This is a genomic window from Halomonas sp. 72 (assembly GCF_052379785.1).
In the GTDB taxonomy this organism is placed as follows: Bacteria; Pseudomonadota; Gammaproteobacteria; order Pseudomonadales; family Halomonadaceae; genus Vreelandella; species Vreelandella citrativorans.
The window spans coordinates 15,098-27,143 of record NZ_JBQSYY010000029.1 but is presented as its reverse complement, the minus strand read 5'-3'; the positions used below and the strand labels follow the sequence as shown (position 1 = coordinate 27,143).

The window sequence follows — 12,046 nt, the reverse complement described above, 5'->3', positions numbered from 1 at the left end:
TGCGGCACACTTCTTTCCATAACGATCTGTTCTTCGGCGTTTTGTGCGGGGACGATCTGTCTGGGAACGAACCATGGGCATCCCGAAACGGGATCGTCATGTATTTCCGCCTCGATCTCGAAAACCCGGTGCAGGATCGACGGGGTGATAACGTCCCGCGGTGCACCGTCGGCGACGATGCGGCCATCGCGCAGCGCAACGATGCGATCGGAATAGCGCGCCGCCAGATTGAGATCGTGCAGCACCATGACGATGGTGCGGCCATGCGCGCGGTTGAGTTTGCGCAGCAGTTCGAGAACGTCGAGCTGATGCGCGATGTCGAGATAGGTCGTCGGCTCGTCGAGAAACATGATCTGCGTCTGTTGCGCCACCGTCATGGCGATCCAGACCCGCTGCCGCTGCCCGCCCGAAAGCGCATCCACCGGCGTATCGCGCCACGGTGCGACGCCGGTCATAGCCATGGCGTGCTCGACCGCCGCCCGGTCTTCCTCCGTCGTCAGGCCGAAAAGCCCCTGATGCGGCGCACGGCCATAGGCGACCAGTTCGTGAACATTCAGGCCCTCGGGAACGACCGGCCCCTGCGGCAGGATCGAGAGCCTGCGCGCGATGTCGCGCGTCCGCATCTCTCGAATATCCCTGCCATTGAGCAGAACCTGTCCACCCAAAGGGTCGAGCAGCCGACCCAGCCCCTTGAGCAATGTCGATTTGCCCGACCCGTTGGGGCCGACAAGCGTCGTCACCGTGCCTTTCGCGATGGAAAGACCGACGTCATGAACGATGGTTTTCGTCTGATAGGCCAGATCGAGGCCTGCGGCCGCAATCGAGGTCTGGTCCGGATCGACTGTCATGGCGTAAACACCGGCACCGGCGGTTCGTCCGAACCGCCGGTGCGCTCCTGTCAGAATTTGATATTGAGGGAACCGATGATACTGCGCCCGTCGACATAATCGCAATAGCTGGCGCTGGTGCAGCCGCCGACAGCTTTTTTGTCGGCAAGATTAGTCACCGACACCGCCAGTTTCGACCCGTCTAGATTGGGCGAAAGCCTGCCGAGCTCGTAGGCCAGCATCGCATCGCCCAACGTATAGGCCGGAATGGGCTTGAGATTGTCGTCATCGGCATACATGCTTCCGACATAACGCACGCCGCCACCCAGCGTCAGGCCGTCGAGAACGCCTTCGCGGAAGGTGTAGTCGAGCCAGGCCGAGGCCATATGATTGGGCGTATTGGTCGTCCTGTTGCCCTCATAGCCGTCATTGCTGCTGGTAACCTCGGCATCCATATAGGTATAGCCGAAGGAGGCATTGACCTTCTCGGTCAGGCTGATCTTGCTTTCAAGCTCCAGCCCGCGCACACGCACTTCGCCGGTCTGTACCGAAAAATTGCCGCAATCGGGCAGATTGGGCGCCGCCGCGCAGGTATGCTCATTGTCGGCCGTGGTCACATTCGTCCGCTTGAGATCATAGAGCGAGGCGGTGGACACGCCATTGAACCATTGCGGTTCGTATTTCAGACCGATTTCCCATTGCTTGCCTTCGGTCGGCTTGAAAGTCTCGCCATAATAATCCGTACCGGAAGTCGGCTCGAACGATGTCGAATAGCTGACATAGGGCGCAAGACCGTTATCGAAGAGATAGAGGAGACCGGCGCGGCCCGTCAGGGCATCGTCACGCGTTTCCGTTGTCAAATCGGTGAGAAAATTATCGTTGGTGGTGTTCGCCCAATCCTGACGCAGGCCGGTCAGCAGGCGCCAGTTGCCCAGAGACATCTGGTTTTGCGCATAAACACCATATTGCTCCAGCACGACATTGTTGTCAGTGCGGCGCGCCAGCGTGGGCAGGCTATAATTGCCGTAAACCGGATCGAACAGATTGAGATCGAGACTGGAATTGGTTCCGGAGAGTGAAAGATTGTCCGAGGAAAACCGGCGATAATCGAAACCGGCGATCAGTTCGTTGCGGGTATCACCAATGTCAAAATCATATTTCAGGCTGTTGTCGGCTGCGATGCCGCGCGTGGTCGCCGCCTGATTAAGCGCCGGCCGGCTGACCGTTTTCTGATCGGCTTTCAAGGCACCGAGTCTGAAGGAGGTCGAATTGACATCGACATAGGTGAAACGCAGGTTCTGGCGAAATTCCAGATCCTCGTTCAGCTTGTGCCTGAAATCCGAACCGACATAATATTGCTTGCGGTCGTAATCGCAGAAAGTTGGATCGCAGGTATAGATCCCGCGCGGAAACTGACCGTTGATATTGGGCAGGATGGTTCCGACCGCAGGCAGATAGCTGCTCGAATTACCTTCCGGATCGCGCTGCAACGCCGCCCTCACCGTCCAGTTCGTGTCCTCCGAAGGACGCCAGGTGAAAGACGGAGCGATGGCGTAGCGCTCTGTCTCGCCATAGTCCGAATCGAGATCGGCCCTGCGGCCGACGCCGGCAATGCGATAGCTGAACGTTTCATCCGCGGAAACGCCGTTCCAGTCTATGGTCGTTTCAAGGTGTTTGTCGGTGCCGACACTAAAGCCGATCTCGCGGTCGTTATTGCCCAGCGGGCGCTTGGACACCATATTGATCAGGCCGCCGGAACCGTTCTGGCCATAAAGTACCGAAGCGGGCCCCTTGAGAACCTCCACACGCTCCAGCAGAAACGGGTCCACCTGCGCGACAGCGAGCGTACCCGAAGGTGTGAGCTGGGTTCCGTCAAGGTAGATATTATTGTTGCTGTAGAAGCCGCGAATGCGGATTCGGTCGAAATAGCTGGTGCTTGGCTGGAATTCGGTCACCACACCCGGCGTATAGCGCAGCGTTTCCGCAAGCTTGGAGGGTTTCAGCGTCTCGATCTGCCGTGCCGTCACCACATTGATCGTCTGCGGCGTTTCCAGAATGGGCGTGTCGGTCTTAGTCGCGGTCGCGGAGAGATGCGCGACGAAGCCTTGCGCAGGGCCCCAGGCGTTCTCGCCCTGCCCGTTGACCACGATGGTCGAAAGAACGGTGGACCCATCGGGCGCAATGCCTGCGCTCCCCTCCCTCGGCAGCGGTTCCAGAGTGACGGTGTCCGAAGATGTGAACCGATAGGAAAGGCCGGTGCCTGCCAGAAGACGGCTAAGCGCCTCCTCACGGCTCATATTGCCACGCACCCCTTTCGTCTGCTTGCCGCGAACCAAATCGGCCGGATAAAGAACCTGAAGATTGGCATTGTCGCCGAAGCGCGAAATCGCAGCCCCCAGGGGACCGGCAGGCACCGAATAAGAGGCCGGGACGGTTTGCGCCATGCTTTGGGTGGCGTAAAGCGTAACCGCCAGTAAAGCCGAGGACGATGCAAGAAGGGCAATCGCCATCTTTCGCATATGCGCCTTCATGGTCCCGCCGGTCAGAAATCCGGTTTGCCGCATCATTTCCTTCTCCCTCTCCTGTCTGTTTGCAGCCCGCTCGGGATGCTTTCAGAAGGAAGACGTATTCCGCGGCATTCCACCTCACCCTAAATATGAAAAAAATTATCAGGAATTATGCGGATGACGTTTTGACTCAAAACGGGATTACGTCCCACGCAGCAAAACGAGATAATCCGTAAGCCTCACCGCCCTGACCGGCAAGGTCTCGGTTATTGTGGTCAGCACCGCATCGGGTTCGGCAATATTGAAAATTCCGCTCACGCGCAGATCCATGAGCTTCGCATCGAGAATACGAATCGTACCGCTGCGGTAGCGGTTCACATCGGCGACGACCTGCTGCAACGGACGATCCTCGAAAATCAGCTTGCCGCGACGCCAGGCCAGGTCGCTTTCCACATCGACACGCGCGATTTGCTGCATACCGCCGGGGCCGTAGGAGACGCTCTCTCCCACGTTCAGGACAGCGGACGACCCGTCCGGCGCGGTCACTGAAACCGCGCTTTCCTCCACCGCCACGGAGGCATTCCCACCCCATTCGTGCACCGAGAACCGGGTGCCGGGTGCCGAGCGCCGTTGCCGTACCGGAAGCCGCCTCGACGACGAAGGGACGATGGGCGTCCTTCGCGACAGCGAAAAAGGCCCGTCCGCCAGCGTCAGGCTCCGCTGCTCGCCGGTGCCGGTGCTGTAATCGGCGAGAAAACCGGCCGGTAATCCATTAATTGCCGTAACGGCCGCAAGACCCGCCGCGGTGGCAAGTCCGCCTGCAAGGAAGGCACGGCGGCCTGGCCTGCGCCCGAGCGGCGGCTTGCGCATGGTGAGCGGCAATCGCGGATCGGCCACCTTATCGAAATCGGACCATATACCGGAAATGCGCTCATATTCAGCGCGGTTGTCATCGGAAGCCGCAAGCCAGCGTCTATGGGCGCGCAACTCGGCATCGCCCGCATCGCCCGAATTGACCCTGACAAACCATGCAAGGGCTTCGTCTTTCGCCTTCTGTTTTGACAATATGCGTTCGTAGCCACCGCCGTTCAACGGGTTTTCCTCTCGAAATGAGGTTCCCGGCAATTGCCGGTCTTAACCCTGTTGACGAATCTGCAATCGCTACACCTCATCATCGCACATGGCTTTTTCATCAGTTCAGCCTTTCATCCAGTCTGGCTCGAGCGGTCGCAAGCGCCTTGATGATGAGTTTTTCCACGGCACTTTTCGTTATTCCGAGCCGCTCGGCGATCTGCGAATGGCTGAGACCGTAGAACTTATGCATGAGAAAAACCTCCCTCTGCCGGGGCGGAAGATTTGCAACGACGTTTTCGAGAATGGCGATGCGTTGGCGGAAATCGGCCGTCTGCTCCGGCGAGGCATCTGCGCAAAGTGAATCACGATCGCCCAGTGGCTCGAAATAGCGCGTTTGCGCGCTTTTTCTGCGCAAATGATCGATGGCGATATTGTCCGCCATCCGGAACACATAGGCCCGCAGATTCTGCACATCCATATCCGGCGGCATTTTTTCGGCACGCAGATAGGTATCCTGAACGACGTCGTGAATATCCGTGGCTGTCCCGAAGCGGCGCGCAAGATGCTTGACCAGATCGCCATAGCTTTCCGTCAACACCTGAACGATCGTTTTTTTCTTATTTTCAGCCACGTCGACAAGACCGGAAACAATGAGTGGGAGGAAGAGACTATCTTGGCGTAAGCCTCTTAGACGTAAGCTCTGTCTCCGTCAAACTGGATTATCATCGTCATATTTCAGCATACAGATACGACTGCGTGAGAAATGCCTGCCTTCATCCGGCTTTACCCATCAGACCGCCTGCCAGTCCATGCGGCGGATAACGATCTTTTCCACTTCCTAAATTGGCCATTAAGATCACGCCGACACCGATCACCAGCAACATCGACAATCGAAATCGGCGCGCTTGCAAAAAGGTTGTGCACCGGCGGGTAGATAGGTGAAGGCCAGTTGCGCCAGCACGACGACGCCAATGGCCGCGAGAACGACCGGCGTCCGCTTCATGCCGACAAAACTGAAAGACGAGGCATGAAGATAACGGATTTTGAAAAGATAGAAGATTTCCATCACCACCATCGCATTGATAACTGTAGTGGTCAACTAATTCCGGACAGTTTGTTAAGTCTTTTTTCAGCTAGCTCCGGTGGCAGGCCGGCGTTGTAGCTGTGCGGACGCTGCCTGTTGTAGTAGCTCATCAGATAGCGGCCTATGTCTCTCGTTGCTTCATACAGGTCGCGGTAACCCTGCTTAGGCATCCATTCGCTTTTAAAGCTGCGGAACACCCGCTCCATTGGGGCGTTATCCCAACAGTTCCCTCGGCGGCTCATGCTCTGAACCATTCGTTTGCGCCATAGCTGCTGCTGATAAGCCAGGCTGCTGTACTGGCAACCTTGGTCGGAGTGGAACATCACGCCTTTGGGCTGGCCTCGCAGGTTATAAGCCATGTTCAGTGCTTTGATTGTCAGCGCGCTATCAGGCGACTGCGATGTGGCCCAACCGATTACCCGTCGGGCATACAAGTCAATGACGACCGCCAAGTAAGCCCACTGCTTACCCACCCACACATAGGTGATATCACCGCACCAGACCTGGTTGGGAGTCTGAACGTTAAACTCACGCTGCAGATGGTTTTCAACCATCGGATGTGCAGCGCCCGCCGCTTTGTAGTTATGGCGGCCTGGCTGTTTGCTGGCCAGCCCGGCCTCTTCCATGAGTCGAGAGACTTTATAACGGCCCACCATCAGGCCCATTAGTGCCAATTGAAAAACAACCGTTCGGCTGCCCGCCGATTGGTTGCTGGCATTGAACAGTGCTGCCACCGTTGCGCGCAGGTGAATCCTTTCAACATCGATTAGATCTTTTCTTTGTTCCTGTTCGTAATACGTGGAAGCAGGTAAGCCGAACAGGCTGCAAAGCGCACGAACCGGCAAACGGTGTTTGAACGAACCAATCAGCGCTTGAGCTTGAACTCGTCCGTCATCAAGAGCGCGGTAGCCTTTTTTAGGATGTCTTTCTCCAGCTCAAGACGATCAACGCGCTTCTGAAGCTCTTGGATCTGCCTTTGCTCCGGCGTTAGCGCTTTGCGTCCCTCGGAGATGATTCCCAGCTTTTCCTTCTTGTACTGGTCAATCCAGCGACGCATCGCTGTGGGCCCAATATCCAATGCATCACAGGCTTCTGTAACGGAATAGCCTTTGTTTAGTACCAAGTTCACGGCTTCAAGCTTGAACTCCGGGGTAAACGCTCGACGTTGATTCAAAATAGACACCTCATTCATGGCGCTACTATAGCGCCTCTATGGAGTGTCCGGATTCATTAAGCCACTACAAACCAGTGTTCTGGCGACATCGAGTTCATATCCACGGCTCGCGGCATACTGGGGTCGTTTGCAGGAGGGGGCGGAATCCTACGCTAAGACTTTGGCCAGCGATATTCTCCGGTGAGATTGATGTGCTCCCATCCGAGAGGTGAGACGTGAGCCAGAACATCGGGCGATATCAGTTTTCCATCGCGTTTCTGGTTAGCGACGACTTCACCCAGCTTCATGGTGTTCCAGAAGATGATAATTGCCGCGAGCAGGTTCATGCCAGCGATTCGGTAGTGCTGGCCTTCGGCGGAACGATCGCGGATTTCGCCCCGGCGATGGAAGCTGATGGCCCGCTTCAGCGCGTGATGTGCCTCGCCCTTGTTGAGCCCTATCTGGGCGCGGCGTTGCAGATCGGCATCCAGAATCCAGTCGATCATGAACAGGGTGCGTTCGATGCGGCCGACCTCGCGCAAGGCCGTGGCCAGTTCGTTCTGCCGCGGATAGGAAGCGAGCTTACGCAAGATTTGGCTGGGCGCGATGCTTCCAGCGGCAATCGTAGCGGCGATGCGCAAGATATCAGGCCAATTCCGCTCGATTATGGCCTGATTGATCTTTCCGCCAATCAAGGTCTTCAAATGCGTCGGCGCGGACGAAGGATTGAATGCATATAGCCGCTTGGACGGAAGATCGCGAATCCGCGGGGCGAAGCGGTAGCCGAGAATGGCACATGCGGCAAATACGTGATCGGTAAAGCCACCCGTGTCGGTGAAATGCTCGCGGATATTGCGACCGGCATCGTTCATAAGCAGACCATCGAGGATGTATGGAGCTTCGCTCGCCGTTGCAGGAATCACCTGGGTTGCGAACGGCGCATACTGATCCGAGACATGACTGTAGGCTTTCAGGCCCGGGGTATTGCCATATTTAGCGTTGACCATATTCATGGCCTCACCTTGCTCTGTGGTGACAAAGAACTGACCATCGCTCGAAGCCGACGTACCCATGCCCCAAAACCGGGCCATGGGTAACGCCGCTTGCGCTTCGACAACCTTGGCCAGCGCCCGGTCGTAGGCTTCGCCTTCGACATACCATCGCCCTATGCGGATCAACTCCCAGAAAGTGTGGGTGTTCGTCGCGTCGGCCATCTTGCGCAGGCCGAGATTGACCCCCTCCGCAAGGATGACGTTCATCAGCCCGATCCGGTCAGCGCAAGGCGCTCCGGTGCGCAGATGCGTGAACGCTTCCGTGAAGCCAGTCGCTGCATCCGCTTCCAACAAGAGATCGGTGATGCGCGTGGGCGGGATCTGCTTGTAGAGATCAAGCACTAGATCTTCGGCGCCTGTCGGCGCGGCGGCTTCGAGCTTCTCAATATGCAGGACGCCGTTTTCGAGCGACCCGCCGGGAATCGTGCCCGAGCGTGCCGCACGGCCAAGCTCGCGCAACCGCATGTCGAGGCGAGCGTGCCGGTCTGCCAGCCATTCCTCCGGCCGCAATGGTACGGCGAGACGGCCGCTTTCCGCCACGGCTTGCGCCGGAACAAGTGCGTGTTTCAGATCGCCATAGCGCCGGGACTTGGCAAGCCAAACGTCCCCGGAGCGGAACGCATCGCGCAAATGGAACAGCACCGCGATCTCCCAGAGGCGACTATCACCAGCCGTCTGGGCACGAAGATGGCGATGCCATTTGGAGCTCGGTCGCAGGAAGCAGGTCAGCGCGGGATCGTTCAAACTAGTACGCAGGGCCGTCACCGCTTCTAGAAGCGGCAGCGCGACTGGCGCAGCCCGCAAATCGAGCAAGCGCAACATGCGAGGAGCGTACCGGCGGAAACGGTGATAGCCGTCGAGCACATGATTGAGCGGATCGGCAGTCATGGTGGCGGTTAGCCTGGCAGCCATCGCGACAAGAGTTTTAAATCCATCCCACCCTGATCCGCTCGCGATAACGTCGTTCAGCGACTGGCCGTCATCTCGTGCATCGACCAGGGCCCCTCCAATTGCAGCGAAGGATTTCAGGGTGTCGCGCACCGCGTTCGCCTCGTCAGCGACCTTCGCTTGGCAAATGCGCTCCGACGCCCGGTAGAGACGGCCGACGATCCGGTCGTGGGTTTCGACCACGGCATCAGCAAGCATCGCCTGCCATTCAGACGCGCACACCGCCAGAATCGCAAGCCGCCTGTCTTCCGGGAGATCACGCATGCCGTCGGCGTAATACCGTTCGCCCTGCCTGCGCAAACGCGTCACCCGATGAGCAGGAACACCAGCAAGCATATCCTCGGGAAGATCGACACGTTGCAGATACTCGAGCCGGTCGAGCAGCCGGTTGGCCGACGACGAGTTCGAGCCGAGCTCGAACTGACGCAGCCATACGAAACGGGTCACCCGATCGTCAGCCGTCTCCTCTAGCAATGCCAGTAACTGTTCCCGGATAGGCATGGACAACCGATCGGCAATCCGCGCCTCGATTTGCCGCTCGGCATCGACCAGAGCCGTGGCGCAGAGGCGCTCGATCGTGGATGTCGCGGGAAGAACCGTGCGGGTGCGACGGCATTCAGCCACAAAGCGACGGGCAATATCCTCGTTCGACACCGCTATCTCGGCTTCCCGGAACAGCCAGTCCTTCAATTCGCGCGCACCACGTCCAGAGAATGTGCGGAATCCGTAGAGCGCCCGCAACTCCGCCAGATGCTCATGTCGCGTCTCCTCACGGGCGGCATAGTCAACCAGATCCTCGGCATGCAAGCCGAGTTGTGCGCCGATAAATTCGACGACCTCTGCTGGAATCAGTTCGCCGGGTGCCAGCACCCGACCGGGATAGCGCAGGACGCATAATTGCAGGGCGAAGCCGAACCTGTTGTGTGGACGGCGGCGAAGCTTGATGTGGCCGAGGTCTTCATCACTCAACGTATAATGCTTGAGTAAATCCACCTGCGAGATTGGCAGACGCAGCAGCGCGTCCCTTTGCCGATCAGTGAGAGTGACGCGACGCGGCATCCATGTTCCTTTATCAAAATTCGAGGATGTTCAAGACGCTTTGTTTATGAAGCTGGTTGAGATACATTTCCAGCGATCAAATCATTTGTGGCAAACGCACCGCCTCAAACCACCGTTTGTGTAACAGGGAATAACAGGCAATGAACCAACGTGACCCGGATGAGAACGGTTGGCTTAGCTCTTCTCAAGCGTGGATCGACAGAATGCCAGATGCCGGCGATTTCGCGCGCGAGTTCATCCTCGACAAGCCGATGCTGGAACGAGCCGAATTGTCGGGCGCGGCAAAAATGTTGGATATCGGCTGCGGCGAAGGACGGTTTTGCCGTATGGCAAAGGAGATCGGTATCGATGCTGTCGGAATTGATCCAATCGAACCGTTTATTGAAAGAGCACGAAACCGTGATCCAGCTGGTAAATATCTCAACGCTTTTGCCGAGAAATTGCCTTTCTATGATGAAGAGTTCGACCTCGCAGTATTCTACCTGAGCCTTATCGACATTGACGACATACACACGGCGGTTCGAGAAGCCACTCGCATTCTCAAGCCCGGCGGAAGAATTCTGATCGCAAACCTGACAAGTTTCTGCACTTCCAATGGCACAATTGGGTGGATCAAAGGCGAAGACGGTCGTGCGTACCATCCTCTTGGAAACTATTTTGGTGAACGGGCAGAGTGGTTCGAATGGGATGGCTTGCGAGTGCGAAACTGGCATCGCCCCTTGAGCACTTACATGTCTGCATTGCTTGATGAAGGCTTGAAACTGACGTTCTTCGATGAACCGAGACCATCTAGGGGTCCACAAGACAGGGTGCAAAGGTATCTCACGACGCCATTCACCATGGTCATGGAATGGCGGAAATGTTAATCGGCTATGGACGCATTTCCAAAGCTGATGGGTCTCAGTCGCTCGACCTGCAACGCGATGCCTTGAGCGCTGCCGGCGTCGAACAAAACAAGATCTATGAGGATCGCGCTTCCGGCAGCCGTGAGGATCGCCCTGGTCTGACCGCCTGCCTCAAAGCATTGCGTGACGGCGATGTGCTGGTTGTCTGGAAGCTTGACCGTCTCGGGCGGTCTCTTGCCCATCTGGTCAACACGGTGAAGGATCTGTCTGATCGCAATATCGGTTTGCGGGTGCTGACCGGAAAGGGCGCTCAGATCGACACCACAACAGCATCCGGCCGCATGGTCTTCGGCATTTTCGCAACCTTGGCCGAGTTCGAGCGTGACCTGATCCGCGAGCGCACCATGGCCGGTCTCGCTGCTGCAAGAGCGCGCGGTCGCAAAGGGGGCCGAAAATTTGCCCTCACCAAAGCACAGGTCCGTCTCGCACAGGCCGCCATGGCGCAGCGCGACACTTCCGTTTCCGATCTTTGCAAGGAACTTGGGATCGAGCGCGTCACTCTCTATCGCTATGTCGGCCCGAATGGCGAACTAAGGGACTACGGTAAGCGCGTTCTCGGCTTAACGTAGGATTTCGCCCCCTCCCGCAAACGCCCCCAAGATAAACCGCGACGACCAGCGATAGGACAGCGGCAGACTGTCGAGCATGTCGAGAATGCCGGGGTACGAGTTTCCGGGGAAACCTTCGATAGCCACACACGACACAAACTTGTCGCCGACCTTGGGCGTGTCGCCCGGCCACAGCGTGGGATAGCCAAGCCACGCATCCAGATACATCGGGCAGTCAGGAATACGCAGCGCGATAGGTTCGTCTGTCAGCGTGTAATGCAGGTAGTTCACCAGTTCATCACTCTGATAGGCGTCTTCGCCCTCGCCCACTGTAATCGTCGCCATACGGCGCATATGCAGCAGATCGCCGACACCATCGTGCAGGTCATCGAGCTTTTTCTTGAAGTCCAGTAGCAGGCGGTCGGCCGGGTCGCTGTCGTCTACGCCATCATCGTCGTAGACCATTTCGGCCAATTTCGAGTCGCGGCGACTTGGCGGGAGGTAGGTCAGAATCAGCGCATATTCACTCTCGAATAGCGATTGATCCTTGACGAAAGTTGACCGCCGTTCGGCGTCAATCAGAGCCGTGATCGGCTCAGGGAAATGAGATTCATCCGGGGCCGGATAGCCCGGCGATGCCAGCCGGGACGCATCAGTCCAAACCGACCAACCAGAGCCGAAGCGCGCCAGATATTGATTGACCAAGGCGGTCAGGTAGTTGCGTTCTGACGTGGTGGCGGATGCTGCATCATCACCACGAAAGAAGAAACCAGCCATCAGCGAGCCGTCCTTGCCCAGCACTACGCCTTCATCAATCAGCGCGGCGTAGTTGAGCAGGTCGGGCAAGCCAGCGGCTTTGCTACGGAAGGGTGCTAACGCAAGCATGTCC

10 protein-coding genes are annotated in these 12,046 nt (G+C 57.5%); 2 read left to right on the top strand and 8 right to left on the bottom strand.

Annotated features, from left to right (window positions below; translation table 11 throughout):
• The 7 genes from ACT3T6_RS16985 to ACT3T6_RS16955 all read right to left on the bottom strand — a co-directional run.
• Positions 1 to 848, bottom strand: an 848-nt coding sequence (locus ACT3T6_RS16985) for an ABC transporter ATP-binding protein (protein ID WP_443589434.1), incomplete at its 3' end; no start/stop codon positions are given.
• 50 nt (positions 849 to 898) lie between these two features.
• A complete protein-coding gene (locus ACT3T6_RS16980) occupies positions 899 to 3,394 on the bottom strand; it encodes a TonB-dependent siderophore receptor (protein ID WP_193054614.1) in 2,496 nt (831 codons plus the stop codon).
• Positions 3,395 to 3,535: 141 nt separating this feature from the next.
• Complete coding sequence (locus ACT3T6_RS16975) at positions 3,536 to 4,426, bottom strand: FecR family protein (RefSeq protein ID WP_226913611.1); 891 nt, start codon at positions 4,424 to 4,426, stop codon at positions 3,536 to 3,538.
• 100 nt (positions 4,427 to 4,526) lie between these two features.
• Positions 4,527 to 5,039 (bottom strand): RNA polymerase sigma factor, encoded by a 513-nt coding sequence (locus ACT3T6_RS16970; protein WP_193054615.1) that lies wholly within the window; start codon positions 5,037 to 5,039, stop codon positions 4,527 to 4,529.
• 240 nt (positions 5,040 to 5,279) lie between these two features.
• The gene (locus ACT3T6_RS16965) at positions 5,280 to 5,507 is read right to left on the bottom strand and encodes a cation transporting ATPase C-terminal domain-containing protein (RefSeq protein ID WP_193054616.1); all 228 of its coding nucleotides are present in this window, start codon (positions 5,505 to 5,507) and stop codon (positions 5,280 to 5,282) included.
• Positions 5,504 to 6,669 (bottom strand): IS3 family transposase gene (locus ACT3T6_RS16960; RefSeq protein ID WP_193054623.1). Its coding sequence is split into 2 segments (ribosomal slippage): positions 5,504 to 6,411 and positions 6,411 to 6,669, totalling 1,167 coding nucleotides; the frame shifts between segments, so codons are not numbered across the junction. The genes ACT3T6_RS16965 and ACT3T6_RS16960 overlap by 4 nt, the downstream gene beginning before the upstream one ends.
• 149 nt (positions 6,670 to 6,818) lie before the next feature.
• Positions 6,819 to 9,704, bottom strand: a complete 2,886-nt coding sequence (locus ACT3T6_RS16955) for a Tn3 family transposase (RefSeq protein WP_140023314.1) — start codon at positions 9,702 to 9,704, stop codon at positions 6,819 to 6,821.
• 140 nt (positions 9,705 to 9,844) lie between these two features.
• On the opposite strand from ACT3T6_RS16955, the gene ACT3T6_RS16950 reads away from it, so the two are divergent.
• Together ACT3T6_RS16950 and ACT3T6_RS16945 are read left to right on the top strand one after the other, a co-directional pair.
• Positions 9,845 to 10,570, top strand: coding sequence for a class I SAM-dependent methyltransferase (locus tag ACT3T6_RS16950; protein WP_024899850.1), 726 nt, complete (start codon positions 9,845 to 9,847; stop codon positions 10,568 to 10,570).
• Positions 10,555 to 11,178, top strand: a complete 624-nt coding sequence (locus ACT3T6_RS16945) for a recombinase family protein (RefSeq protein ID WP_444625965.1) — start codon at positions 10,555 to 10,557, stop codon at positions 11,176 to 11,178. Before ACT3T6_RS16950 ends, ACT3T6_RS16945 begins: the two co-directional genes overlap by 16 nt.
• Here the strand turns inward: ACT3T6_RS16945 and ACT3T6_RS16940 are convergent.
• Positions 11,170 to 12,042, bottom strand: a complete 873-nt coding sequence (locus ACT3T6_RS16940) for a hypothetical protein (protein ID WP_226912214.1) — start codon at positions 12,040 to 12,042, stop codon at positions 11,170 to 11,172. The genes ACT3T6_RS16945 and ACT3T6_RS16940 overlap by 9 nt on opposite strands.
• Positions 12,043 to 12,046 lie beyond the last annotated feature (4 nt).

What these genes read in the sequence shown, in the direction of transcription:
- ACT3T6_RS16980 (WP_193054614.1), bottom strand. Translation starts at nt 3,394, where the DNA reads ATGATGCGGCAAACCGGATTTCTGACCGGCGGGACCATGAAGGCGCAT.
- ACT3T6_RS16955 (WP_140023314.1), bottom strand. Translation starts at nt 9,704, where the DNA reads ATGCCGCGTCGCGTCACTCTCACTGATCGGCAAAGGGACGCGCTGCTG.
- ACT3T6_RS16950 (WP_024899850.1), top strand. Translation starts at nt 9,845, where the DNA reads ATGAACCAACGTGACCCGGATGAGAACGGTTGGCTTAGCTCTTCTCAA.
- ACT3T6_RS16945 (WP_444625965.1), top strand. Translation starts at nt 10,555, where the DNA reads ATGGCGGAAATGTTAATCGGCTATGGACGCATTTCCAAAGCTGATGGG.
- ACT3T6_RS16940 (WP_226912214.1), bottom strand. Translation starts at nt 12,042, where the DNA reads ATGCTTGCGTTAGCACCCTTCCGTAGCAAAGCCGCTGGCTTGCCCGAC.